General features: G+C 52.3%; 19 protein-coding genes and 4 tRNA genes. 15 read left to right on the forward strand and 8 right to left on the reverse strand.

What is annotated here, in order from left to right:
* Nucleotides 1-190: 190 nt before the first annotated feature.
* The 3 genes from K8I84_RS02815 to K8I84_RS02825 all read right to left on the reverse strand — a co-directional run bounded on the left by K8I84_RS02815 (nt 191) and on the right by K8I84_RS02825 (nt 3,963).
* A complete protein-coding gene (locus K8I84_RS02815; RefSeq protein ID WP_223793201.1) occupies nt 191-1,222 on the reverse strand; it encodes a sulfotransferase in 1,032 nt (343 codons plus the stop codon).
* A gap of 140 nt (nt 1,223-1,362) precedes the next feature.
* Nucleotides 1,363-2,538, reverse strand: coding sequence for a glycosyltransferase (locus tag K8I84_RS02820; RefSeq protein ID WP_223793202.1), 1,176 nt, complete (start codon nt 2,536-2,538; stop codon nt 1,363-1,365).
* A gap of 3 nt (nt 2,539-2,541) precedes the next feature.
* Nucleotides 2,542-3,963, reverse strand: a complete 1,422-nt coding sequence (locus K8I84_RS02825; RefSeq protein WP_223793203.1) for an exosortase/archaeosortase family protein — start codon at nt 3,961-3,963, stop codon at nt 2,542-2,544.
* 481 nt (nt 3,964-4,444) lie between these two features.
* On the opposite strand from K8I84_RS02825, the gene K8I84_RS02830 reads away from it, so the two are divergent.
* Nucleotides 4,445-5,527 (forward strand): glycosyltransferase family 2 protein, encoded by a 1,083-nt coding sequence (locus tag K8I84_RS02830; protein ID WP_223793204.1) that lies wholly within the window; start codon nt 4,445-4,447, stop codon nt 5,525-5,527.
* Between the two features lie 173 nt (nt 5,528-5,700).
* Here the strand turns inward: K8I84_RS02830 and K8I84_RS02835 are convergent.
* A protein-coding gene (locus tag K8I84_RS02835; RefSeq protein ID WP_223793205.1) for an IS3 family transposase occupies nt 5,701-6,812 on the reverse strand; the annotation gives its coding sequence in 2 pieces (ribosomal slippage) (nt 5,701-6,551 and nt 6,551-6,812; 1,113 coding nt in all).
* A 498-nt stretch (nt 6,813-7,310) separates the two neighbouring features.
* On the opposite strand from K8I84_RS02835, the gene K8I84_RS02840 reads away from it, so the two are divergent.
* Entirely contained in the window at nt 7,311-8,723 is a 1,413-nt protein-coding gene (locus K8I84_RS02840; protein ID WP_223793206.1) for a hypothetical protein, read from the forward strand.
* A 100-nt stretch (nt 8,724-8,823) separates the two neighbouring features.
* Here K8I84_RS02840 and K8I84_RS02845 read toward each other — a convergent pair whose 3' ends face one another.
* The 3 genes from K8I84_RS02845 to folD all read right to left on the reverse strand — a co-directional run bounded on the left by K8I84_RS02845 (nt 8,824) and on the right by folD (nt 11,078).
* Entirely contained in the window at nt 8,824-9,333 is a 510-nt protein-coding gene (locus tag K8I84_RS02845; protein WP_223793207.1) for a sulfotransferase domain-containing protein, read from the reverse strand.
* Between the two features lie 36 nt (nt 9,334-9,369).
* Nucleotides 9,370-9,828 carry a hypothetical protein gene (locus K8I84_RS02850; protein WP_223793208.1) on the reverse strand — a complete coding sequence of 153 codons (459 nt, stop codon included), beginning with the start codon at nt 9,826-9,828 and terminating at the stop codon, nt 9,370-9,372.
* A 392-nt stretch (nt 9,829-10,220) separates the two neighbouring features.
* Nucleotides 10,221-11,078 (reverse strand): bifunctional methylenetetrahydrofolate dehydrogenase/methenyltetrahydrofolate cyclohydrolase FolD, encoded by an 858-nt coding sequence (gene folD, locus K8I84_RS02855; protein WP_223793209.1) that lies wholly within the window; start codon nt 11,076-11,078, stop codon nt 10,221-10,223.
* 217 nt (nt 11,079-11,295) lie between these two features.
* On the opposite strand from folD, the gene K8I84_RS02860 reads away from it, so the two are divergent.
* The 10 genes from K8I84_RS02860 (at nt 11,296) to K8I84_RS02905 (ending at nt 20,722) form a co-directional block, all read left to right on the forward strand.
* Nucleotides 11,296-11,372, forward strand: a tRNA-Pro gene (locus K8I84_RS02860).
* Between the two features lie 33 nt (nt 11,373-11,405).
* A tRNA-Arg gene (locus K8I84_RS02865) sits at nt 11,406-11,482 on the forward strand.
* 87 nt (nt 11,483-11,569) lie between these two features.
* A tRNA-His gene (locus K8I84_RS02870) sits at nt 11,570-11,645 on the forward strand.
* A 69-nt stretch (nt 11,646-11,714) separates the two neighbouring features.
* Nucleotides 11,715-11,799: transfer RNA gene (locus K8I84_RS02875), tRNA-Leu, on the forward strand.
* A 355-nt stretch (nt 11,800-12,154) separates the two neighbouring features.
* Entirely contained in the window at nt 12,155-13,459 is a 1,305-nt protein-coding gene (gene tig, locus K8I84_RS02880; protein WP_223793210.1) for a trigger factor, read from the forward strand.
* Between the two features lie 174 nt (nt 13,460-13,633).
* Nucleotides 13,634-14,269 carry an ATP-dependent Clp endopeptidase proteolytic subunit ClpP gene (gene clpP / locus K8I84_RS02885; protein ID WP_223793211.1) on the forward strand — a complete coding sequence of 212 codons (636 nt, stop codon included), beginning with the start codon at nt 13,634-13,636 and terminating at the stop codon, nt 14,267-14,269.
* A 76-nt stretch (nt 14,270-14,345) separates the two neighbouring features.
* Nucleotides 14,346-15,629, forward strand: coding sequence for an ATP-dependent Clp protease ATP-binding subunit ClpX (clpX, locus tag K8I84_RS02890; RefSeq protein WP_223793212.1), 1,284 nt, complete (start codon nt 14,346-14,348; stop codon nt 15,627-15,629).
* A gap of 164 nt (nt 15,630-15,793) precedes the next feature.
* The gene (lon, locus tag K8I84_RS02895; protein ID WP_223793213.1) at nt 15,794-18,211 is read left to right on the forward strand and encodes an endopeptidase La; all 2,418 of its coding nucleotides are present in this window, start codon (nt 15,794-15,796) and stop codon (nt 18,209-18,211) included.
* A 239-nt stretch (nt 18,212-18,450) separates the two neighbouring features.
* The gene (locus K8I84_RS02900; RefSeq protein ID WP_223793214.1) at nt 18,451-18,723 is read left to right on the forward strand and encodes an HU family DNA-binding protein; all 273 of its coding nucleotides are present in this window, start codon (nt 18,451-18,453) and stop codon (nt 18,721-18,723) included.
* Between the two features lie 142 nt (nt 18,724-18,865).
* Nucleotides 18,866-20,722 carry a SurA N-terminal domain-containing protein gene (locus tag K8I84_RS02905; protein ID WP_223793215.1) on the forward strand — a complete coding sequence of 619 codons (1,857 nt, stop codon included), beginning with the start codon at nt 18,866-18,868 and terminating at the stop codon, nt 20,720-20,722.
* Nucleotides 20,723-20,805: 83 nt separating this feature from the next.
* Here the strand turns inward: K8I84_RS02905 and K8I84_RS02910 are convergent, their stop codons facing one another.
* On the reverse strand, nt 20,806-21,681 hold the full coding sequence (locus K8I84_RS02910; protein ID WP_223793216.1) for a MurR/RpiR family transcriptional regulator: 876 nt from the start codon (nt 21,679-21,681) through the stop codon (nt 20,806-20,808).
* Nucleotides 21,682-21,885: 204 nt separating this feature from the next.
* Between K8I84_RS02910 and zwf the strand changes: the two genes are divergently transcribed.
* Genes zwf through K8I84_RS02925 form a run of 3 tightly spaced genes read left to right on the forward strand, consistent with a single transcriptional unit; the run spans nt 21,886 to nt 24,752 of the window.
* On the forward strand, nt 21,886-23,361 hold the full coding sequence (zwf, locus tag K8I84_RS02915; RefSeq protein WP_223793217.1) for a glucose-6-phosphate dehydrogenase: 1,476 nt from the start codon (nt 21,886-21,888) through the stop codon (nt 23,359-23,361).
* A complete protein-coding gene (gene pgl, locus K8I84_RS02920; RefSeq protein ID WP_223793218.1) occupies nt 23,348-24,067 on the forward strand; it encodes a 6-phosphogluconolactonase in 720 nt (239 codons plus the stop codon). The genes zwf and pgl overlap by 14 nt, the downstream gene beginning before the upstream one ends.
* Before the next feature lie 34 nt (nt 24,068-24,101).
* Nucleotides 24,102-24,752: a bifunctional 4-hydroxy-2-oxoglutarate aldolase/2-dehydro-3-deoxy-phosphogluconate aldolase gene (locus tag K8I84_RS02925; RefSeq protein WP_223793219.1), complete on the forward strand. Its 651-nt coding sequence runs from the start codon at nt 24,102-24,104 to the stop codon at nt 24,750-24,752.
* The last annotated feature ends 55 nt before the right edge of the window (nt 24,753-24,807 follow it).

Genomic DNA, 24,807 nt, shown 5'->3' on the forward strand with positions numbered 1-24,807 from the left:
AAGTGCAAGGGAGGGGTTTTAGAGTGCAGTAATTATTTTTGTTAATTTTTGTTTGGTATTTGGTTGTACCTTCATATAAAAGTGAGTTTTTTGTTTTTTTTATTTTATGCTGATGATATGACTAGAGGTTGATGATTCTGTCAATGGTCTTTACTTAAATGACGCGTGTAAAATATAGAGGCGTCCGGTCCTATTGTTTCATTTCAACGTCAGTGGTTGCTGGAGAAAGGAACTGATCAAGTACCTCTTCGCAGTCCTGTTCGATCTTTTGAAACCAGTTTTCGTCTGCATAATCTCTCCAGGTACTTCGGGGCGGCTCGATAAATGATAGATCCAGCTTGTGAAAGCAAGGCTTGATATTTATATCTGATAAAATCCGATCGATCTCGGGAGACGGATTATTAGAAAGATCCTCTAATGAGACACTGCTGTTGCTGTATTTTTGTCCATAGCAGTAAGATAGCTTCCATAGCATATAAAAATGATAGTATCTGTGTTTATCTTCGTATTCAGAAAGGAACGGGAACTGTTTTGTAAGATCCATTACCCACGTATTTAGGTAGAAGCGATCATTAAAACCTTGATCACCTTTTGAATATTTCGTGTAATTTTGGTCTCCCCAGAGGCTTGAGCACCACTGATCTCTTGGGTTTCTGTATATGTGGATAATTGATGAATCTGGAAATGCATTCCGTAGCCAGCCTAATCTGAAATCAACTCGGTTAAATTGGAGAACTGGCGTTCCCTCGGCATCATCTACCAGCTTTTTTATAAAATTATACATGTTAATATCAAAATCGTTTTCAGCCATGAATAGGCGGTGTCTAATCCAGTTTTCTTTATAATGTGAACCCAAATAATCTAAGCCTTCATATTCTCGCCAGTAATCATCTACACCTCGATGACTGTTGTCCGTAAAATCGCCGCGATACGCTGAATCGAACCATCTTCGTTCATTAAAAGGCTCATAGTACGCAGTGTAACCGTTAATTTTTCTGAAAATATTCCATAATAATGTAGAACCACTTCTAAACCTACCAGTTATAAATATGGGGCGTTTTGAGGTATTTTGTATCAAAGGTTTTTTGGTGATGTAGGGGTTGGAATAGTTTGTGACGTTTCTGGATGCAGATGTATCTGGAAAATAGTCGATGATCCAGCTTTGGATGGTGGAGGAGCGTAATGATTTCTCTAGGAATTTAAACCATAGGTTTTTAATCATCTGATTTTCCATAAAAATAATGAATGAGAGCTAAAGAGCTATGAAGTAGATTCGTGAGAAAAGTTTTGTGAATGATAGGGCGCACTAACATTAGATTTAGGGTCCGATAAAGAAGGGGGATCCAAATGTTAGTTGGAGTTCTATGTGTTTCGGTTTGTTTCGTACAGACAGGCATATTGTTCAACCATTTTCTGGACAGAAAAACATTTATTGAATCGAGATTTTGCTTGTTGTGCGATCTCCCGTTTTTTCTTTGGCATGTCAATCAGAGTTTGGAGTGCTGTTATAAATCCTTTCAGATCGCCACTTTCTACAAGAATTCCTGTGTACCCATCCATAACAATTTCGGGCGTCCCTCCAACTCGGGTTGCCACGGTGGGGATCCCAAGGCTCATGGCCTCAAGTAATGTCATCGAAGTGCCTTCCGTAAACGAAGGTAGTAAAAAAACATCCATAAGGCTGAGGTAGTCGGCGGGTTCTGTCTGAAAACCTGCAAAAATGACAGCTGGTCCTAATTTCAATTTTTTGGCGAGTGCTTCAAGGTTTTCTCGCTCGGCGCCGTCACCTACAAGCAGAAGGCGAATCTTTAAGCCTTTATCCAAAAGAGCACGTGTAGCTCGCAGTATCAGTGCCTGGTTTTTTACAGCGTCTAGGCGTGCCACAGTTCCAAGGACAATTTCATCTGTTTTTAATCCTAATTCTTTGCTCAAAGTCTCGCGCCGCACAACACTCACTTTCAGTGGCGCAATACCATTGTAGATAACATCAATTTTGTGCCTTGGAAGATACTCGTATTCAACCAGTGCATCTCGAGTGGCGGAGGATATGGCCACTAGGGATTTTGTTGTGCGGGCGATTAGGGGGTTGATGAATCGAGCTTTCTTTCGATATCGGTCCGGGTGGAATCGTCCATGCTCGGTGAAAATCAACTTTGCGCCGGTACCCCAATGCGCAAACCAACCGTAGGTGTACGGTGAGTACTGGTGACAGTGGACGATGTCGAAGTGGTCATTCCTGATCAGCTTTCTGAGCCAGAGAATGATTTTCCAGTCGAGGCCGGAACCTCGTTGCCGCGAGTGGATTTTTATCCCGTTGTCGGCTTCCATTTCCTTTCCGATGGCGCCTATTTCACCGTCAATACAGGCTATCTCGCACACAAAACGGTTTGGATCCAGGTTTTTGACTAATTGGCGAATAACCTGTTCGGTTCCGCCAAAGCCCATATTGAACGTGACGTGCAAGATTCTTGTTCGGGGCTGGCGCCGGGCGGTCGGTGAGGTGGCGTCAACTTCTTGATTTCGTAGGACTTCTTCCATGGGTCACCTGGCCAACTGAATTGAGTTCACTGCATTCTGGACATTTTCTCTGGCGCGCTCGCAGTTTCTCTGTGCGCACCTGTTCTGGAGTACGATCAGTCCAAACTGCTTTTCTTGTGCCAATATTGCAGGTATTTGAAAGAGTTTTGCCTCTTTATATGTCCAGCCACGGTGAGAGCCAACCTGGAACCATTGGCCGACGATTACCTGTTCGTTGGTCTGAATGTTTCGGTAGCGATGGAGGCCTCGTCCGAAGGTTTCCTGTAACTGCCAGAGGGAGGTGTCAAACATTCTCGGCAGGTAGGGTACGAGTTTTTGGTCGGCGGTTTTTTTTTGGCTTTGTGCCAACAGCGCCCAGAGGTCGCCTGAACGCCAAGCTTCGAGGTTCAATGACTCGGGTAGTTCGAGGGTGATTGGAAGGTCGTCTGCATCGCTGATTTGGCTCTCTGGCAGTTCAAGCTTCCAGGATGGGTCAGCTGAGGAGGGGCTCTGAATAATCGCCAGGGCTAACGGGCCGGCGGCAATCGCTAAGAGCACTGTAATGAGGTTGGTTCTATTGCACAAAGTGAGTGCTGGTTTGGCAGCGGAGTCGGGGTCCCTTTTGTGCGCTGGAGAAAAGTAAAAGGCTGGTAGGATAAAGCCTGCGTAGACAATCCATCCCATGGTCTCGTGATCGTTGATCAATTCGTGTTGCATGTTTGTTTCATGGCCAACTACTACCAAGATGGTTATGCGGACCCAGTTGGCAACAAGGCCAATTATGGCTGAAATTGCCAGAGTGATCAGCCAGCCGCGCCAGCGGTAATCATTCAGGATCGATGTCATCATGGCTAGCAAAATCGAGATTACAAAGTAGCGAATACCAGAGCAGCCATCGGCAATGACCATTCGGCCATAGGGCAACGTGATGCTGTTGCCTTCAATAAGGGCTGTCATGCCAAGCCAGCTTACCCAAGAGCCAACAACCATGCTTGCAAGTTCAACAAGGAATGGAACGATATCCGCCCAAATCGGTAGTGAAAGCGAAAAAAGGAGAACGTGGGGTATAAATGCGAGTGCTCCCTGCAGTCCCAGAAACGCCCACGCCATTGTTATAAGACCGGCCGGTAGCACCATGAAGGTAAGTGTGTCGAGGCGAACCAGTTCCAGAAGGGCCCAAATTAGCGTTGTCGTAACTAGCAGAACAGCGCCGGCAAGGTAATGTGGCCTAGAGTACGCCTGGTGGTTCGCAAGTGCAGGGGGGTGGATAAGCAGTAGCACCAGAAAGATGGTTGCGGTGGCAAGACCATGGGCCAGAACTTGCTCAAATTCAAGCCAGGCTTTGCCGAGTCTGATCCACGTGGGATAGAAAATAATGGCCGCAACCACCGTAGTGATGAGGTAGGGCCTGGAGAGTGGTAGATTGTCTAGAGCCTTCCTTAACATCTTGTATCTGCCAACCGCTTATACCTCAGGCAGGATACAATTTATTACAAGAACGTAAAATAGGCGTTACTGTCCAGAGGCGCTTTTTGTGGACTGGTTTAGGTGTTGCCCTGGGACTGCTTTGTTCGTAAGCGCGCTATGTTTTGATGCGATGTTGGTATTGTCGAAGATTCAGGCGCCTCGCCTAGTCGATTTGAACTGATGCGCTTGACATGTTTGCGATAGGTTGCCTTTTGGTTTGTCACTGAGGTCGGTAAGCCGGGCTGGTAGAGCAGAATAAAGAGGTTCGGTTAAGGAGGCTGCCTGTATTCACATTTTCCACAAATCTCAATTTAAAAAGTGGTGGTGGCGGTTAGGATGGATGAGGCTTCAGTGTGGCACTTTGGGTAGTTTTCCATGAAGTAGTCACGGACACTTGGGATATCACGCTGAAAAGATGTGGTCTTGGTAGAAAATTCTTGATTTTTGAAGGTGAGCAGTCGTGAAGCGGAATATTTCTGAAGCTCGGGATATGCCTTTGGTTAGTGTTGTCATGTCTGTATACAACGGTGAAGAATTTTTACGATATTCTATAGAAAGCATTATCAATCAAAGCTTCGAAGATTTTGAATTTATAATTGTAAATGATGGCAGTTCCGATCGTTCGGGTGAGATAATAGAATCTTATCGTGATTCTCGTATTTTATACATAAAAAATGAGAGCAATAAAGGTTTGATAGAAAGCTTAAATAAAGGGATTGGGTTTTCAAGAGGTAAGTATATTGCAAGGCAGGACGCTGATGATATTGCTCTCAAAAATAGGCTCCAAAAACAGGTGGGTTATCTAGAAAATAATGCAGATGTATGGGTCTTGGGCTGTGGTTTAGAGATGATCGATGGAGAAGGTAAGTTCATTTCAAATTGGATTCATCCAACTGGCTGCAACGTTGTTCGATGGAATTTGCTTTTTAATAACTGTGTCGCACATTCCTCTTCGGTCTTTCGAAGGGATGTTGTTGAAAAAATAGGGGTTTATGACAAGCAGTATAGGTACGCAGAGGATTATGAACTATGGTCTAGAGTTTCCAGATCTCACCAGGTTGAAAATCTACCAGAGCCTCTTCAGAAGTACAGGCTTCACCCTGATGCGGTCAGCTCTTTACGCGGGAGTGATCAGCTTAAAGTTCAAGAAAAAATATCCTGGATGAATATAAAAAATGAGCTTATATTATCGCAGTCAACCGATGAGTTCAGAGTGCTCCTGCCTCAATTTAAGGTCGGGAGTGTCGATGATGCAGTTTACTACGTTTCTGCCTTATTAAAATTAAAGAAAATATTCTCTGAAAATAGAGATTTGTCTTTTGTAGACAGTCGCCATATAGATTCTTATATCGTGAGTTGTGTTTTAGGGTTGAGAGAAAGGTTGACCTTGCTCCAGTCTATCCATTTCATGATAAAGGGACGCTGTTTTTTTCCTGGGATTTTTTGGAGTAAATTAGCATTTATTAGATTTTTGCTTAGCCAGGAAAATAAAAAAATTATCAGTAGAGTCCTCGGACGAGAGCGGAAGTTGGTTAGAAGGTGATGTAGCTATCTCCCTAAAATTGTTGCACGCGTAGAGTTCGCCCGCCTCAGAGAGGCGTGGGGAGAATATCGAGGGACAATGGGTGAGGCTGCCAAAGTGCAAAACTCGGTTTAGGCTTATGAACTTGTGGTCGCCCAGCAAGGCGCATCTTGTCAGTTGTAAACATCCCTGTTTCAGTTGCACCACTGATTAGAGTTTTCCGCCCGTTGGTGTTTCGCCAGATACTCCCATGGCGTCAGGTCTTCCAGTGAATCGTGGGGCCGCTCGTTGTTGTATTCGGTCATCCAGGATTCGGTCAGTTCTCGGACTTCGGTGAGGTTCCGGAAGACATACATGTTCAGAATCTCATCCCGGTAAGTCCGATTGAAGCGCTCAACATACGAGTTCTGAGTGGGGGTGCCCGGCTTGATAAAATCCAGCTCGATACCGCGTTGCTCAGCCCAATCTGCCAAGGCAATCGAGATGAATTCTGGTCCGTTATCCATGCGTAGTTTGGCCGGGTAGCCCCGCCAAGCGATGATGCGCTCCAGAACCCGTATGACCCTCAGTGCTGGCAGGTTCAGGTCAACCTCGATAGCCAGTACCTCCCGGTTAAAATCGTCAACTACGTTAAACGTGCGGAACCTGCGACCGCAGAACAAGCTGTCGCTCATGAAGTCCATGGACCAGCAGTGATTTGCTGTGCTGGGTACCGCCAGTGGTTCAGGATTTCTGGTTGGAAGCCGCTTTTTGCCTCGTCGTCGCTTGTTCAGGTTGAGCGCACAGTACAGGCGATGGACCCGCTTGTGATTCCAGGCATGCCCCCATCGCCGAAGCACCTTGAACAGCTTGCTGAAGCCATACGCGGGATAGCGTTCAGTGGCGTTCTGAAGGGCTGAAATCACCGGCTCATCCCGGGAAGTATCCGGCCGATACCGGTATACAGAGTCACTGATGCCAGCGATTCGGCAGGCTCTGCGGATGCTGACACCATGCGCCTGCTTGAGGTAATCCACCAGTTCTCGTCGAGCGGCTGGCTTTACAGCTTTTTTTCGATCACATCCTTCAGCAGCTTATGGTCGAGACTGAGCTCGGCGTACATCTGCTTCAGGCGGCGGTTTTCCTCTTCCAGTTCCTTCAGGCGCTTCACGTCAGACGCCTCCATGCCGCCATACTTTGTTTTCCAGTTGTAGTAGGTCGCGTCAGATATCCCGTACTCCCGACACACTTCCTTGACCAGGCGACCGCCCTCGACCTCCTTCAGGATCTTAACGATCTGCGACTCGCTGTACCGTGATTTCTTCATGCCGTTCTCCGTTTGCCTCATTGTAGGCCGGAGAACTCTAATTACGCATGCACCGATTTTAGGGGATGGTTACAGATGTAGCGGCACTCAGACTGGCGAGGGGCTGGGTTTTGAAGTTGAGGCTTAGGATAACGAACCGAGTCATGGATGGTCCGACGCGGCGATGAAGGCACCACCGAGGCCCCGGAGAGTCTGCTCTAACAAGAGTATTGGAAGAAACATCAGAGGAGGGGTGGAAGGCGTTAACCTTATGGTGTTGTCGAAACCGAAAGCATAGTATTTTCGCGGATTTTGACCTACTTTTTGATAAGCGGTTCTGTCAGAGACAGCTAGAAAATTTGAGCCTTGAGTCGGACTAAGGCGCTAGTTTGATGATTTATCTCACGCCACGGCCATTGGGAATTGTAAGTATTCTGCCTGGTTCGTTCGCGCCCAAATTGGCTCACAAAGCGTCAAGTGAACTGGTACATCTTTGTGATTTTAAGCGGGGTCCCAGCCATGCTCATTGAAAAAAGTTTTAAATTTTCCGGATTATGGAGAAAAGTTGTTGTCGGGACTTTTGTTGCTTTAGTTGCACAGCAGGTCTATGGCCAAGAAACCAAGGTGCTACTCAAAGGGCGTTATCTGGAGCTTCAGGGTGGGTTCGCGATCCCCGAACTTCAGGACGAGCTTGGTACTCCAAACATGATTTGGAGCACATTGACGCTTGATAAGTTGCCGGGATCAACCAAGTGGGTGTTTGGTCACCCCGCAGGTTATGTGGTCGAGCTGGAAGAACCGGGGGCTCTGGGAACGGGGGACGTGTCAACGTGGCCCGAGCTGACTATGGGTCGTTATCAGCCGGTATTGCAGCAAGTCGATAATGGTACGACAGCGGGTGCGTTTTGGCTTGATGCAGATACTGTTCTTGCGTCGGTCCGCAAGTCCTATCGCTCTGGGTTCGCGGAGAATACGCTCGCGGCCGTTGATATGAATACGGGAGCCAAAACCTTTTACTCAATCACAGATCCTAACGATACGGGCAATGACGTAGCTAACTTCCATGTTTTGCAAGCGCTAGGTGCTGGCTTTATGCGGGTCAATGACCCTATTTGGGGCGCTTTGGTAGCCAAAGGTAATGACTTCATGCTTGGGCGAGGGGGGTATGACGTTTTGGGGTCTCCGTTAGGTCCCGCCTTGGGAAGCTGGAATGTTGGTGATCCGCACGCAACCTTCATCATAGATCATCCTGACGACTATCCGGCGCGAAGAGATCCTTACTACACATACCCGAGCCTTGATCCGAATACTTACGATAAAGTTCAGTTGCCGATCTGGAAGGATCCTGACGCTGAGGATGGTTTTTGGCAAGCGGGCGATGTTGGTGGCCTTGCCCATATAAATCATCCGACTGTAAAGGGAGTTGTCGCTACTCATAATCATGGCCGGGGTGTTCACGATTATCGGGCGCAGGGAGATGGCGGTTCTGGCAAGTATTTCCTTGTCAAGGAGCCTAGTGTTTTTTACAGTCCAGATAGTAGCGGCGGAAACCGGTCGGATCATGAATCTGAGACAGAAAATCAGGCTTATCCCGATGGAAACTATGCGCGGGTAGGGTTGGTGTATGACCCGGCTGACTTGGAGAGGGTAGCGGCTGGGGAACTACAGCCTTGGGAGTTAGACGCACAGAGATTTGAGTGGCCTAAGAGCGGGCTGCCTTTCACGGATGAGGCTCGGACTCCGACTCAGTTAGGCGGGGTGTATTGGGACAATGACAGGCAGTTGCTATGGGTGGCAATGAAGTGGCCTAAACCTGCGAAGCTGGTTGCTTATTCACTCGTCGTGGACGATTCTCGGCCCGAAGAGGAGGTTGTTATTCCTCCGCTTTTTGGGGCTCCCCCTAATCCTCCGAAAAACATCGATATGCAATAGCTACCCTGGGCTTCTCCAGGAGTGGACTTCCGAATAATTGCATAGTAAAAATCCAATCGACAGGAATCGCCTTATAAAACAGCGGGAAATGATAACGGGGTTATGATTTCTTGCGTCTCTTGGGGTCTATTAACTCCGGAAAGGCTTCCTTCTGAGGTGCGGGCTTGTAATGAGTGCCGGAGAAAATCTTGGGGCTGTCGAAGTGCTCTAATAAGTGAGGAAAGTGATTATCGAAAAAATTGTGATGCTTCTCGGTAAAGCTCTGTTTCCATTGTGAAGGTGATGCATCACGGATGTGAGGAGTAACTACGTTTTGGCGGGCATATTTCCTCGCTTTCGAAACCCATATTGCTTTTTCAAAATCAGTCAGTTGATAATGCTTTGCCAATTCTTCCATTGCAGAAACATTGTCAGTGAAAACGTCATCATAGGTCATGACCTTCAGTGTGTTGTCGCGTTTCGCATACTCCAGCCATCGCTCTAGAGCCTCGAAATGAGGAGTTCTCATCTCGATTTCCATCTGAATACCAGTTTCTTCGTCGAGTCGTGAGAGGCACTCACTAATCGACTCATCCCCTTGAAGAAACCTTTCCGGTAGATTTAAGTTCACGGTTTTAAGTGTATCTTCAGATGGTTTCCGTACTTTTCACCACCATTCTGCTCCACGCTTATGATAATGATATCCTGAAACAACTAAATCTCGGGGATCTCTCACAAAGAGGCTTGCCCGTAAGTCAGGGTTAAACTCCCGCAATCTTCCAATATCAATAAAATGGTTGTTTACGCTACGAATATCAAGCGCGCTAGACGCAAGAAATTCCTCTTTAAAGCTATTGAAATGCCTCTGAGTTCTTGCGGTCTCGTGCGCGAATTCTCTCGCTACTTTTAGGTGGTACACAGTCAGGTTTTTGTGAAAAGAAAAATGGCATATTTGGTGGTTAGAAAATCTTTCATAGAAAATTATTCGCAAAGTCTTGCGATAGGTGGTGCTGACAAAATATCTGAATCTAAATGCCAAGTTTTTTAGGAGAGTGAGCGAGTTAATTTGCTCAATTTTCCTTGGATTCAATGGTTCGCTGTTGTGTTTTTCCTTTTCAGTGTTCATCTAGCCACTCCATCGGTTAAGCCTGACTCCCATCTTATCGATTATTCATAGAGCTAAACGTGTATCATTTATCAGTGTTGTTTAAAGTGTCGTTTTTTTCTACATTAAATGAGTTTGAGGTTGGTCCGTAGTCCCGTGGCGCTGGGCTAATGGATAAATCCTTCTGGCGAATGGCGTATCAGTTACTAAATGACTCTCTCTGAGGGGGGGGTGAGGGTATCTCCTTCCTAACTTCTGGGATACCCTCGTGCCAATCAGATTTGCCGAACGATGATGTTTTTATGGAAAAGCGGGTGAGCCATTCAGAAGATCGGGGATCCTGAATGGCTTCCTGTTGAATATTTTGGAATAAATAAATGGGTTGTTGAGTCTGTGTGTTTGGGGTGCGCTTTTTAGTCTCTATGCAAAACTTCCGCCGCGTGCAGCGTATTCTCTAGCAACGTAGCAATCGTCATCGGCCCAACACCACCAGGAACCGGCGTAATGTACGCGGCCCTTTCGGCAGCGGTTTCAAACTCCACATCACCGGTCAATTTACCGTTGTCCATACGGTTGATGCCCACATCAATCACGGTCGCTCCGGGCTTGATCCATTCGCCTTTCACCAGTCCCGGCTTTCCAGCCGCCGCCACTAGTATGTCCGCATCGCGCACGAACTTTCCAAGATCTGGCGTAAAGCGATGACAGATGGATATGGTTGCGCCTTTCAATAGGAGTTCCATGGCCATGGGGCGGCCGACAATATTAGACGCACCGACAATCACCGCGTGTTGGCCCTTATAGGGTGTGCTGATGCTGTCCAGCAGGGTGATGATCCCGGCCGGCGTGCAGGGGCGCAGCGTCGGTGATCTTTGGGTGAGGCGGCCAACGTTGTAAGGGTGAAAGCCGTCCACGTCTTTGTCCGGGCGGATCTTCAGGAGGATGGGCGCTGCGTCTAGGTGCGAGGGCAGCGGGAGCTGAACCAGAATGCCATCAACGTTGGGGTTCTCGTTCAGTTCGTCGATCAGGGCTTCCAAGGCTTCCTGGGTGGTGTCCTCCGGCAGGTCGTATGATAGCGACAGGAATCCGACTTCGTCGCAGGCCTTACGCTTGTTTCCAACATAAACTTCGGATGCTGGGTCGTTGCCGACCAGAACTACTGCCAGCCCCGGGACTCGCAAGCCTTTCTGTTTGCGAGTTTCAACGCCGGCGGCTACCTGCTGGCGAACTTTTGCGGCAATTTCTTTTCCGTTGATCAGTTTGGCACTCATGTTTCGTCTTGTCGGTTGGACGTAAGTAAATGAAGGCTGCGCATTGTCTCATGCTTCCGGGTATAGGCCAATCAGCGCTTCGGGGGAACTTTTGCCAGGGCGAGGGAACAAAGCAGAAGTGCCTTTGGGGTGGATTTGAAAATGCTTGTTGACGCGGTGGCTCAGCGCCGGTAATATGCGCGCCAACTTTGCTGAGGCACTTGTTGTTCAGGCGAATCGGGGTATAGCGCAGTCTGGTAGCGCGCCTGCTTTGGGAGCAGGATGTCGGGAGTTCGAATCTCTCTACCCCGACCACTTTTCTGAATATTCAGGTGGGTGAACGGTTATGCGCCCGTAGCTCAGCTGGATAGAGCAACGGCCTTCTAAGCCGTGGGTCGCAGGTTCGAGTCCTGCCGGGCGTGCCATTAAGCGGTCGGTGTGGAAAGAGCCAGCGTCGATCAGAATCAGCAAAGTTGAGTGATCGAAAATACCGGAAGGTATGTCCCGATGTGGTGGACGTAGCTCAGTTGGTAGAGCTCAGGATTGTGACTCCTGCGGTCGAGGGTTCGAACCCCTTCGTCCACCCCACTTTTCTCTTGATTCCAGCTTGTTGAACTTCTCCTTTGGGCGTCAGTCTCTGAATTCAACGAGTGATACGCGAGCGTGGCGGAACTGGTAGACGCGCTGGATTTAGGTTCCAGTATCGAAAGATGTGAGAGTTCGAGTCTCTCCGCTCGCACCATTTATCCTTCTCTTCCTCTATGTTTTCTTAGATTTATTTCCGCAACTTTACGCCGCTGCCTGCGGTCTGCTAATTCTGCTTTCTTGTTTTGAGGCGAGTTTTTACTTTTCTTTGAGAATTCTTGCAGCTTTCTACTCGGGCTTCTCATTTTTTCGGCTAGTCCGCATATCTGTTTGGGCTGACCGGGAGTAGGTTGGCGGGGTAGAAGTATGGTCCAGAGGTGATTCTCTCGGCAGTGCAAACCGTGATAAACTACCGCCTTTTAAAATTTCGGTCGCCCCGTGAGGAATCGTCCGGAACAGGACTTTTAGTTTTATTTCATTCACATACCGAACCTGTAATTTGAGGATCTTCCATGCAAGTGTCTGTTGAAACGACCTCCAACATCGAGCGTCGCATGACGATTGGTGTGCCCGCCCAGGAAATTGACCAGGCGGTTCAGAAACGCCTGCAGGAAACTGCACGCACCGTGCGTTTGAATGGTTTCCGTCCGGGTAAGGTGCCCATGAGCGTGGTCAAGCGTCGTTTCGGTGACAGCGTTCGTCAGGAAGTTGTTGGCGAAGTTATGCGCGACAACTACATCAAGGCCCTTCAGGAGCAGGACATCAACCCTGCTGGCTGGCCGAAGTTTGAGCCGAAGACCATGGAAGAAGGCAAGGATCTGGAATTTGTTGCCATCTTCGAAGTGCTGCCAGAGATTGAGCTGGGTGACCTGAGCAAAATTTCCATTGAACAGCTGACCTCCGAAATTGGCGAGAAAGACATCGACAATATGGTGGACAACCTGCGTCGCCAGCAGGCCACTATGAAAGAAGTGAAGCGCAAGTCCAAAAACAAGGATGTGCTGACCATCGACTTCAAGGGTTTCATCGACGGTGAAGAATTTGAAGGTGGCGCTGCCGAAGGCCATCGCCTGACTCTGGGCTCTGGCCAGATGATTCCGGGCTTCGAGAAGGCCGTTCAGGGTGGTAAAGCCGGTGAAGACATGGAAATCGAAGTGACCTTCCCGGAGGACTACCACAACGAAGATCTCGCCGGTAAGCCTGCGAAGTTCGAAATCAAGATCCACAAGGTTGAAGAGCCCCAGCTGCCTGAGCTCGATACCGAGTTCTTCAAGAAGTTCGGCATTGATGCTGAAGACGAAGCCGGCTTCCGTGAGGAAGTTAAGAAGAACATGGAGCGTGAGCTGAAGCAGGCGGTGTCCAACAAGGTCAAGAACGACGTCGTTGACGGCTTGCTGGAAACCACCGAACTGGAGGTTCCGGCTGCCCTGGTGGATCAGGAGATCGACCGCCTCCGTCAGGACGCTGTTCAGCGTTTCGGCGGCCAGGTTGACTTCCAGCAGCTGCCGAAGGAAATTTTCCAGGAGCAGGCTGAGCGTCGCGTGAAAACTGGTCTGCTGTTCCAGGAAGTGGTTAAGAAAAACGACCTGAAGGCGGATGACGCCAAGGTAGAGGAAAAGATCCAGGAGATCGCCTCTACGTATGAACAGCCTGAGGAAGTTATTGCCCACTTCAACAGCAACGCCGAACAGAAGGCTCAGATCGAGTCATCTGTGCTGGAAGATGCTGTGGTTGATTTTGTCCTGGAGCAGGCCAAGGTCAAGCAGAAGAAGGTCAAGTACGAAGAGGCCGTGCAGGCTGGTCAGCCTCAGCGCTGATTCGTCTGGAGCCGGTGACTTGATCGGCTCGCCTGGTGACCATGAAAACAGCCGGCTTGTCCGGCTGTTTTCTTCTGGGCCCGGTGCTGGCAAAGTATAGGGTGCAATAACACCTACAATATAACGCTGTGGTGCGAGTCCACGATCTACTGTCCAGAAGGAGTTCAGGCGCAGATGACGCAAAAACCGATTGATGGCCCTGCTATGGTAACCAGCTCCGGCCTGGTGCCAATTGTTATTGAACAGACTGCTCGCGGTGAGCGTTCCTTTGATATCTATTCTCGTCTGCTTAAAGAGCGGGTGATCTTCCTGGTGGGTCCTGTTGAGGATCACATGGCCAACCTGGTTGTGGCCCAGCTTCTTTTCCTGGAATCAGAAAATCCTGACAAAGACGTACACCTGTACATCAACAGTCCGGGCGGTTCTGTGACTGCTGGCATGTCGATCTACGATACCATGCAGTTCATCAAGCCCGATGTGGCGACCCTGTGTATCGGGCAGGCGGCCAGCATGGGTGCGTTCTTGTTGGCTGGCGGCGCCGCTGGCAAGCGCGCGTGTCTGCCTAATTCCCGCGTCATGATTCACCAGCCGCTGGGAGGCTATCAGGGGCAGGCGACGGACATCGAGATTCACACCCGCGAGATCCTGAAGATTCGTCACACACTGAATTCAATCCTGGCGCATCATACGGGACAGGATATTGAAACCATTGCCAAGGACACCGACCGTGACAACTTCATGGATCCGGCCCAGGCAAAAGAGTACGGGTTGATCGATTCCATACTTGATAAGCGCGTACCGAATAAATAATACTTGCACTAATCGCATCATTCTTGGCCGTCGTAGAAGCCTATAACGGCGGCTTACCAAGATCAGAGGTATTTCAATGGCTGATGAAAGAAACGGCAGAGGCGACGATAACGGCAAGTTGCTCTACTGTTCGTTTTGCGGAAAGAGCCAGCATGAAGTCCGTAAGCTCATTGCAGGGCCCTCGGTGTTCATCTGCGACGAGTGTGTCGACCTGTGTAACGACATCATCCGCGAAGAAATTCAGGATAACGCACAGGAAGAATCCAGCGATCGCCTCCCCACACCGACCGAAATACGTGACACTCTGAATGAGTACGTCATTGGACAGGATCGTGCCAAGGTGGTGCTTTCGGTTGCGGTTTACAACCACTACAAGCGGCTTCGCTACGGCGAAGGCAAGGCTGACGTAGAGTTGGGCAAGAGTAACATCCTGCTGATTGGACCGACCGGTAGTGGTAAAACCCTGCTGGCAGAGACTCTGGCTCGCATGCTTAACGTGCCGTTCACTATTGCTGATGCTACCACATTGACCGAAGCCGGCTATGTCGGTGAAGACGTCGAAAATATCATCCAGAAGCTTCTTCAGAAGTGCGACTACGATGTCGACAAAGCCCAGCGCGGTATTGTGTACATCGACGAAATCGACAAGATTTCACGCAAGTCGGACAACCCGTCCATCACTCGCGATGTTTCGGGTGAGGGTGTGCAGCAGGCGCTCTTGAAGCTGATCGAAGGTACGGTGGCTTCCGTTCCGCCGCAGGGCGGTCGAAAGCATCCCCAGCAGGAATTCCTGCAGGTCGACACCAGCAACATCCTGTTTATTTGCGGTGGTGCTTTTGCTGGACTGGATCGGGTTATCCAGGAGCGGACAGAGCGCAGCTCCATTGGCTTCTCTGCTTCCGTCGTTAGTCAGGATGACAGCAAGAGTGCGGCGGATATGATTCAGGAAGTGGAGACCGAAGATCTGGTGAAGTTTGGCCTGATTCCTGAGTTCGTTGGTCGTCTGCCGGTTGTTGCAACGCTGACTGAGCTGGACGAAGCCGCTCTGGTTCAGATTCTGACCGAGCCGAAGAACGCTCTGACCAAGCAGTATCAGAAGCTGTTTGATATGGAAGGCGTTGAGCTGGACTTCCGGGAAGATGCGCTGCGCGCTGTGGCACGCAGGGCGATGGAGCGGAAAACGGGGGCTCGGGGGCTTCGGTCGATCATGGAGGCCACATTGCTGGACACCATGTATCAGATTCCGTCGGAGCACGACGTTTCCAAGGTGGTGATTGATGAAAGCGTGATTGATGGCGATTCCGAGCCGTTCAAGATCTACGCGAGCAGCGATCACGCCAAGGCGGTTCCGGAAGACTGATCATCGTTCAGGATTCCGACCAGTGAAAAGGGGCGATTGCGCCCCTTTTTGCGTTTTTCATGCCTCAGTTTTTCGTCCTGTCCGTAAACTAAAAAGATTGCAATTTTTGCGGTCGCCCCAATCAAGAATGATATGCTGAAAGAAACACCGTTCGAGGATTCCCTATGACCCGCATACCTGAGAATTCTGTGCAAGAGTACCCCCTGTTGCCGTTGCGCGATGTGGTGGTGTTCCCGCACATGGTAGTCCCGCTGTTCGTGGGCCGAGAAAAATCCATTCAGGCGCTCGAAGCGGCGATGGAAGGAGGCAAGGAAATCCTGCTGGTAGCCCAGCGTGATGCGTCGACCGATGAGCCGGGCCCTGAAGACGTTTTTGACATGGGTACCCTGGCAACCATCCTGCAGATGCTGCGCTTGCCGGACGGCACCGTAAAGGTGCTGGTCGAGGGCAATGCCCGGGCTGATATCGAGCGGATCGACGAGGGTGATTATCTCACTGGTCGTGCCTTTATGCTCGATGAAGAGGGACTGCCGGGTCGTGAGGAAGAGGTTCTGGTCAAGTCTTTGATGGAGGAGTTCGAGAAATACGTCAAGCTCTCCAAAAAAGTCCCGTCGGAAGTTTCCAACTCCCTGAACGGGATCGAAGAACTTGAGCGTCTTGCCGATACCATGGCCGCGCATCTTGAGATGCGTATTCCCGAGAAGCAGGAGCTGCTGGAAGCTCTGGACGTGCGCAAGCGTGTTGATCTTTTGCTCGGCAAGCTGGACGGCGAAATCGACCTTATCGAGGTCGAGAAGCGAATCCGCGGTCGCGTTAAAAAGCAGATGGAGCGCAGCCAGCGTGAGTACTACCTGAACGAGCAGATGAAGGCCATACAGAAGGAGATGGGGCAGCTCGGGGAAGGCAATAATGATTTTGAAGAGCTTGAGCAGAAGCTGGAAGAAGCTGGCTTGCCGGAAGAGGCTCGCAAGAAGACCGAAGCCGAGCTGAACAAGCTCAAGATGATGTCGCCGATGTCTGCCGAGGCCACCGTTGTGCGCGGCTACATCGACTGGATGTTGGCGGTGCCCTGGAAGAAGCGGAGCCGTGTTCGCCATGACATCGAAAAGGCCCGCGAGATCCTGGATCGGGACCACTATGGCCTGGACGAGGTCAAGAAGCGCATTCTCGAGTACCTGGCTGTCCAGAGCCGAGTGAAGAAGGTGAAAGGCCCGGTGCTGTGCCTGGTCGGGCCTCCTGGTGTGGGTAAAACGTCCCTGGGACAGTCCATTGCCAAGGCGACCAACCGCAAATACACGCGCATGGCGCTGGGTGGCGTGCGTGACGAGGCCGAGATTCGCGGCCATCGTAAGACCTATATCGGTGCCCTGCCAGGCAAGCTGCTGCAGAAGTTGTCCAAGGTTGGAGTGAAGAACCCACTGTTCCTGTTTGATGAGATTGACAAGATGGGCATGGATCATCGTGGTGATCCCGCCTCTGCACTTCTGGAAGTGCTGGATCCGGAACAGAATCACACCTTCAATGACCACTATCTGGAGGTGGATTACGATCTGTCTGACGTCATGTTCGTCTGTACGTCCAACTCCATGGATATCCCCCCGGCGCTGCTGGACCGGATGGAGATCATCCGTATCCCGGGTTACACCGAGGATGAGAAGGTCAACATTGCGACACGCTATCTGCTGCCCAAGCAGATCAAGGCCAACGGCCTGCGCAAGGATGAGCTGGAAATAACAGAGGCGACCCTCCGGGATCTGATTCGCTACTACACTCGGGAAGCCGGTGTTCGGGGGCTTGAGCGAGAGATCGCCAAGATCTGCCGGAAGGTGGTCCGCGAGCACGTCGAGGCTGACAGCAAGGTCTCAGTGATCCTGCAGCCGGACATGCTGGAAGAGTATTCCGGTGTCAAGAAATTCAAGTACGGCCTGGCGGAAGAGAAGAACCAGATTGGGCAGGTGACCGGCCTTGCGTGGACTCAGGTGGGCGGCGAGCTGCTGACCATCGAGTGCGCGTTGACTCCGGGTAAGGGGCGTGTGGTCAAGACCGGTTCCCTGGGTGATGTCATGCAGGAGTCCATTCAAACGGCTCTGACCGTGGTTCGCAGTCGTGCTGCCGGTCTTGGTGTGGCGGATGATTTCCATGAGAAGCATGATCTGCACATCCACGTGCCCGAGGGAGCGACCCCGAAAGATGGCCCAAGTGCCGGTATTGGCATGTGCACTGCTCTGGTTTCTGCGCTGACCCGAATCCCGGTTCGGGCCGATGTGGCCATGACCGGTGAAATCACCCTGCGTGGTCGAGTGCTGGCCATTGGCGGTCTGAAGGAAAAGCTCCTTGCAGCTCATCGTGGTGGTATCAAGACGGTATTGATACCCGATGAAAATGTCCGGGATCTCAAGGAGATACCGGATAACATCAAGGAATCCCTGGAGATCCGTCCGGTCAAGTGGATTGATGAGGTTCTTGACCTCGCGCTGGCGTATCCGCCGGAGCCGCGGGCGGACGAAAAGAGCTCTTCGGCGGCCAGCGGGAAGCCTCGCGACGACGAAAGTGACGCCTCAGAACGCATAAATACACATTAAAGCCCGGATGAGTTGTTGACACGCTAGAGAGCCCGTTGGTATAACTATTTCGCCGTGAAGCAGCCAATACCAAGGGCTCCCGCGCAGTATGAGTGTTTATTACGTTCATCGGGTAGACACCGTCAGGAATAAAAAAACTGAAAATGGAATTCTCGAATCGCCTGTGCGATAGTCGGGAACGTCCTAGAAATAACAAACCAATCTAGAACATCTTCAACCTGAAATCGAAGGGGTTTAGTGTGAATAAGTCCGAACTTATCGATGCAATTGCAGAGTCCGCAGACATTTCCAAGGCAGCCGCCGGCCGTGCGCTGGACGCGATGACCAACTCCATTACCGACGCGCTGAAAAAAGGCGATCAGGTCACTCTGATCGGCTTCGGCACTTTCTCTGTTAAAGAGCGTGCTGCTCGTACTGGTCGCAACCCGCAGACCGGTGCCGAGATCAAGATTCCGGCCTCCAAAGTGCCTGGCTTCAAGGCTGGCAAGGCCCTGAAAGACGCCGTTAAGTAACGGTTCTTTCTCAGGCGGCTCCGGCTGAAGGAGTCGCCAAGAAGAATTCGAGGCGCATTCCGAACAGGGTGCGCCTTTTTACGTTCAGTCAAACAACAAATGAAAGACACTGCACTTCCTTGAACGGGGATTCGGGAGAAACATGCTTCAAGATATTCGCGAGAACGCCCAGAGCACCATTGCCAAGGTTATTGTTGGCCTGCTGATAGTGACGCTGTCCCTCTGGGGTGTGGATGCCATCATCGGCGGAATCGCCGGAGAGCCGGAAGTGGCGACGGTCAACGGTGAAGAGATTACAGAACGGGAGTTCCTCCGCCTGGTCCAGCTCGAAAGCCAGAGCCGGCTGTCGCGGATGGAGACGCCGGATCCCTCCCTGCTGAATGAAGACCGGATTCGTCAGGAGGTGCTGGAGTCACTGATCCAGCAGCAGGTGCTGACTCAGGATGCCGATGAGCAGGGTCTGGCGCTGGACAAGGCCGATGTGGATGCGCTGATTACCCAGATGCCGCAGTTCCAGATAGACGGCAAGTTTAACGCTGAGCGATTCACCACCACCGTGCGCAATATGGGTATGGGTGTTCAGGAGTTTCGCGATGCACTCCGCAAGCAGTATGTGATCAACCAGATCCGCGCCGGTATCGTGCAGAGCGGCCTAGTGCCGAACGAGAATGCTGAGCGATTGATGCGTATTCAGAACCAGACTCGTGATTTCCGTACCCTGAGCGTCGCTGCCGATTCCGTGGCGGAAGATGTCGAAGTGACGGATGCCGAGATCGAGGCGTTCTATGAAGATAACAGCCAGGCTTTCCAGCAGCCGGAGCAGGTGGATGCCGCGTATATTACGCTCTCTCTGGGCGCACTGGCCGAAGGCATTGAAGTCAGTGACGAGGACCTTCAGGCCTACTACGAGCAGCGCTCCAGCGACCTGGCCCGGGAAGAGCGTCGTGCGGCCCATATCCTGATCGAGGATGGGGAATCCGCCGACGAAACCATGGCCACCATTCAGGAGCGTCTGGCGGCTGGGGAATCCTTTGCCGACCTGGCGCAGGAATTTTCTGCTGACGCGGTTTCTGCGAAAGAAGGCGGCGATCTGGGCTTTGCTGGTCGCGGTGTTTACGATCAGGCCTTCGAGGAAGCGCTGTTTGCGTTGGACGAGGGTGAGCTGTCCGAGCCGGTGGAAACCAGCTTTGGTGTTCACCTGATCAAGCTTGAGGATGTCCGTCGATCCGAGGTTCCGGCTCTGGCAGAGATTGAGCAGCAATTGCGCAGTGAATTGGCCCGTGAGCGTGCCGAAGACAAGTTCATTGAGGTGCGCACCCGTCTGGCGGACGCGGCCTACGCGGCTGACGATCTGGCGGGCCCGGCCGAGGAGCTTGGACTGGAAATCCGTGAGGTTGAGGGCGTGACTCGCAATGGCGGTCCGGCTCCGTTCGATCACGAGGGGCTGGTTCGTCAGCTGTTCTCGGTCGATGTGCTGGAGGACAGCTATAACACCGAGCTGATTGATGTAGGCGACAGCGTGTCTGTGGTTGCTCGGGTTCGCGAGTACCGCGAGGCCCAGCAACTGGACCTTGATCAGGTAGCCAATGACATTCGCGCCCAGTTGGTGGCTCAGAAGACCCGTGAGGCGCTTCAGGACCGTGCTCAGCAGGTGGTTGATGGTCTTGAGTCTGGTCAGTCTCTGGAGGAGTTGGGTGTTGACGGCGAGTGGATAGAAAACGACGCGGTTGGCCGCGGTGCCACCGGATTCGATCTGGGCGTGGTACAGACGGTATTCACCATGCAGCGTCCGGAAGAGTCTGGCTCGGCTTACGGTCATTCCGTGACTGCCGACGAGGCCACCGTGATTGCTCTGGACGCCGTTAATGACGGTGAAGTGGCCGAGGGCGGAGCCGAGTTCAAGCAGCTTGCGCAGTTCCTGGCTTCTCTTGAGGGGCAGCGCGAATACGCTGCTTATCAGGAGTTCCTGCGGGATCAGGCTGATGTGGAGCGCCCTTAAGCGCTGCTGATGTTTTCGGGATGTTTCATCCCAAGAAAAAAGCCCGGGCTGAGTCCCGGGCTTTTTTGTTTCTGGCTCGCTAATTAGTCAGCAGGCGGGAAGCGGGTGGGTTTCAGGCTTTCCTTGATTTTTCTCAGGTGTCCGAGGAAGTCGGTGCCTCGCTTGAGGGTGACGCCTGTGGCCAGAATATCGATAACCGTCAGGTGAATGATGCGGGAGGACATGGGCATGTATACCTCCGTGTCTTCCTCTGCGGTTACTCCCAGAACCACGCTGCACATCTCTGCCAGCGGGGAGTCGGGGTTCGTGATGCCAATCACCGTCGCGCCATTGGCGCGCGCCAGTTGAGCCACGTCGACGGCCTCCCGGGTGCGCCCGGTATAGGAGATGACGACGATGACGTCCCCCACGGTGGAGCCTGCGGCCACCATGCGCTGCATCAGTGCGTCGTCATAGGACATGACCGGGATGTTGAACCGGAAGAATTTGTGCTGTGCGTCCAGCGCAACCGACGCAGAGCCGCCCATGCCAAAGAAATTGATCTGCTTGGCCTGAATGAGGTAATCGATTGCTTGTGACAGCGCCTTTGGTTCCAGTGCCTGGCGGGCTTTGTCCAGACTGGCAATGGTGCTGAGCATGATTTTGTCGGAGAACTCGGCAACGGAGTCGTCCGGCTCCACGTTCTGGCTGACGTAGGGTGTTCCGGTAGCGATGCTCTGGGCCAGGCGGATTTTGAAATCGGGGAAACCTGTTGCAGAAAAACCGCGGCAAAACCGGTTCACCGTCGGTTCGCTGACGTCCGCGGCACGGGCCAGGGCAGCGATGCTGTAACGGGTGGCCGCGCTTGGGTCGCGGAGGATGGCTTCGGCCACTTTTCGCTCTGATTTGTTCAGGTTGTCCAGGCGGGCCTGAATGTCTTCCAGCAGATTGTCGTCTCGATGTGCCCGGTTCTCGGCCATTGCAGGTACTCCAAAGCTTGGCGCATTATTGTGAGAATATCGGGAGTATACCGCGTTTTTTTGTCTGGATGTGTAGTAAACCTATCAGGCTGGCCCCCAGTGGCAGCATTGTGGGGTTTTCGCTGTCTTCTTTTACCTAAAATTACTACACTGAACGGTAGCGCTCATCCCTACGCCTGCCAGATCTCAAGGAGAGAGGCTTCGATGGCCAACCAAATCAACACTCGTTGTGACCTCATGCTATTCGGTGCATTGGGCGACCTGGCGCAGCGCAAACTGTTTCCCGCCTTGTATCAGCTGGAGCGCGCCAGGCTTCTTGCCGACGGTAGCCGGATTCTGGCGATTGCGCGTACGGATGCATCCGCCCCGGACATTCGGAATCAGTTGCTGGCGAAGCTCAGGCAACATGTAAAGTCCTCTGAATTCGACGCCTCCGTGGCCGACGCCTTTCTTGAGCGGGTGGATTACAAGTGCCTCGACTTTACCGATCCGTCCGGCTTTTCGGATTTAAACGATTGGCGGGATTCGGCGAACAACCAGCTCATCGTTTATATGGCCACACCGCCGTCCATGTACGGTGTGATTGCCAGGAATCTGAGAGCCGCGGATTGTTGTATTGATAAAACCCGGGTGGTGGTGGAAAAGCCCATTGGCCATGACCTTGATTCCTCCCGGGTGATCAACGACGAACTTGGGGAGGTGTACAACGAAAGTCAGCTGTTCCGGATTGATCACTACCTCGGTAAAGAAACGGTCCAGAATCTGATTGCGTTGCGTTTCGCCAACAACCTCTTTGCCTCCCAGTGGGACCAGAACCATATCTCTCATGTTGAAATTACCGTGGCCGAAAGTGTTGGCATTGAGGGGCGGTGGGGGTACTTCGACAAGGCGGGCCAGATCCGGGACATGATTCAGAACCACCTGCTGCAGTTGCTGTGCCTGATCGCCATGGATCCACCGTCAGACCTGACCGCAGACAGCATTCGGGACGAGAAGGTAAAAGTGCTCAAGGCGTTGCGCCGTATCACGCCCGATATGATGGAGCGCTACGTGGTGCGTGGCCAGTACGTGGCGGGCACCAGTAATGGAAAGCCGGTGCCGGGTTACCTGGAAGAGGAAGGGGCGAACAAGGGCAGCTCGACGGAAACCTTTGTCGCCCTGAAGGTGGAAATCGATAACTGGCGCTGGTCCGGGGTGCCATTCTACATCCGTACCGGAAAGCGCCTGCCCGAGAAGCTTTCCCAGATCATCATACACTTCAAGCCTGCGCCTCATTACATCTTCGACCCGGATCAGAAGCATCTGGCCAACAACAAGCTGATCATCCGCCTGCAACCGGACGAGGGTATGGCGCTCAAAATTCTGACCAAGGATCAAGGGCTGGATAAGGGGATGCGGCTGCGGCAGGGGCCCCTTGAGTTGACGTTCTCAGAAACCTTCGACACGGACCGCATCCCGGACGCCTACGAGCGGCTGCTCTGGGAAGTTATGAAGGGGAACCAGTACCTGTTTGTGCGCCGGGATGAGGTCGAGCATGCCTGGCGCTGGGTGGATCAGGTAATCCAGAACTGGCAGGACATAGGAGAGCCACCCAAGCGTTACGCGGCAGGCACCTGGGGACCGGTGGCATCCATCGCCATGATCACCCGGGACGGAAGGAGTTGGTATGAAGACGCCTGATATACAGTTTCCCGAGGGGGTTCAGGCGCGATTCGAGGATGCGCCCGAGTCCGTCGCCCTCACTTTGGCCAATGCAGTGGCAGACTTTCTCCGTGAGCGGCTCGCCAGCGCCGAGCGGGCAAGCCTGGTGGTGTCCGGAGGTTCGACTCCGGTGCCGTTTTTTGAAGCCTTGTCAAACAAGGCGCTGGACTGGCATCGGGTGGATGTGTTGCTCGCGGACGAGCGGTGGGTTGATGAGGAGGATCCGGCGAGCAATACCCGGCTGGTCCGTGATCACCTGCTCAAAGGGGAGGCCGCCGCAGCGCGATATCTACCACTCAAAGCAGAGGGGCGGGCGCCCATTGATGCGCTTGCCCGGGTTTCAGCGGGGCTCAAAGACCTGGCGTTGCCACTGGACGTGGTGATTCTGGGCATGGGCAACGATGGCCATACCGCGTCACTGTTTCCCGACGCGCCTGAGATTGCGCGGGCGATGAATGCTCAGTCGTCAGAACGGGTCGTTGCGATGTGGCCACCCTCACAGCCGCATCCGCGCATCTCGCTCACACGGCCCATCCTGGAGGCAGCGCGTTTCACAGCATTGCATCTGACGGGGCGCGACAAGCTGGAAACCCTCAAGCGTGCACTGTCTGAACCGGAAGATGTTCTGGCGATGCCGATAAGGGCCTTCCTGAAACCCGGGCTTCAGGTGTTCTGGAGTCCTTGATTGTGTCTGCCGTTACTGGCTATGGAGAGCAACCATGACCCAATTGTCTGACTTCCATCGTGAGCGCATCCAGGCGGTGTTGGAGGCGTCACCCCTGGTGCCGGTTATTTCCATTCAAGACCCCGATCAGGCTGTGCCGCTTTGCCGGTCCCTGGTTGATGGCGGTATTCGGGTACTGGAGATTACCCTGCGTACGCCCTTTGGTTTGAAGGCTATCGAGGAGGTGCGAGCAGCACTGCCGGATGCCTGGGTAGGCGCGGGAACTGTGACCAGCGTTGCCCAGTATAGGGAGGCAGAGAACGCCGGCGCCCAGTTTGTGATCACACCGGGCGTGACGGAGGCCATTCTCGAGTTTGGCGTAACCTCGCAAGCGCCATTGTTGCCGGGTGTTGCTACCGTGTCCGAGTTGATGATGGGGTACGTACTGGGCTATCGCCAGTTCAAGTTTTTCCCGGCGGAAGTGGCTGGTGGTGTGAGTGCGCTCAAGGCATTTCGGGGGCCATTTCCGGACGTGACGTTTTGCCCGACTGGAGGTATTCGGCGAGAAACCGCCGGGCATTATCTGGAGCTGTCGAATGTCCGGTCGGTCGGTGGCTCATGGCTGACGCCCAAGGATGTGGTGGCCGCCGGGGATTGGGCGCGTATCAGAGAAATTGCCGAGGGCAGTCTGTCTGATTTGGGCTAGAGGTACTCTATTGGCTTGGTTGACTGGATTGGGCGCCGGGTGAGGGCGCCCAATC

Source organism: Marinobacter sp. F4216 (assembly GCF_019931195.1).
Taxonomy (GTDB): domain Bacteria; phylum Pseudomonadota; class Gammaproteobacteria; order Pseudomonadales; family Oleiphilaceae; genus Marinobacter; species Marinobacter suaedae.

What these genes read in the sequence shown, in the direction of transcription:
- clpX (WP_223793212.1), top strand. Translation starts at nt 14,346, where the DNA reads ATGGCTGATGAAAGAAACGGCAGAGGCGACGATAACGGCAAGTTGCTC.
- K8I84_RS02820 (WP_223793202.1), bottom strand. Translation starts at nt 2,538, where the DNA reads ATGGAAGAAGTCCTACGAAATCAAGAAGTTGACGCCACCTCACCGACC.
- clpP (WP_223793211.1), top strand. Translation starts at nt 13,634, where the DNA reads ATGACGCAAAAACCGATTGATGGCCCTGCTATGGTAACCAGCTCCGGC.
- zwf (WP_223793217.1), top strand. Translation starts at nt 21,886, where the DNA reads ATGGCCAACCAAATCAACACTCGTTGTGACCTCATGCTATTCGGTGCA.
- folD (WP_223793209.1), bottom strand. Translation starts at nt 11,078, where the DNA reads ATGAGTGCCAAACTGATCAACGGAAAAGAAATTGCCGCAAAAGTTCGC.
- K8I84_RS02815 (WP_223793201.1), bottom strand. Translation starts at nt 1,222, where the DNA reads ATGATTAAAAACCTATGGTTTAAATTCCTAGAGAAATCATTACGCTCC.
- K8I84_RS02850 (WP_223793208.1), bottom strand. Translation starts at nt 9,828, where the DNA reads ATGAACACTGAAAAGGAAAAACACAACAGCGAACCATTGAATCCAAGG.
- lon (WP_223793213.1), top strand. Translation starts at nt 15,794, where the DNA reads ATGACCCGCATACCTGAGAATTCTGTGCAAGAGTACCCCCTGTTGCCG.
- K8I84_RS02925 (WP_223793219.1), top strand. Translation starts at nt 24,102, where the DNA reads ATGACCCAATTGTCTGACTTCCATCGTGAGCGCATCCAGGCGGTGTTG.
- tig (WP_223793210.1), top strand. Translation starts at nt 12,155, where the DNA reads ATGCAAGTGTCTGTTGAAACGACCTCCAACATCGAGCGTCGCATGACG.
- pgl (WP_223793218.1), top strand. Translation starts at nt 23,348, where the DNA reads ATGAAGACGCCTGATATACAGTTTCCCGAGGGGGTTCAGGCGCGATTC.
- K8I84_RS02905 (WP_223793215.1), top strand. Translation starts at nt 18,866, where the DNA reads ATGCTTCAAGATATTCGCGAGAACGCCCAGAGCACCATTGCCAAGGTT.
- K8I84_RS02910 (WP_223793216.1), bottom strand. Translation starts at nt 21,681, where the DNA reads ATGGCCGAGAACCGGGCACATCGAGACGACAATCTGCTGGAAGACATT.
- K8I84_RS02825 (WP_223793203.1), bottom strand. Translation starts at nt 3,963, where the DNA reads ATGTTAAGGAAGGCTCTAGACAATCTACCACTCTCCAGGCCCTACCTC.
- K8I84_RS02840 (WP_223793206.1), top strand. Translation starts at nt 7,311, where the DNA reads ATGCTCATTGAAAAAAGTTTTAAATTTTCCGGATTATGGAGAAAAGTT.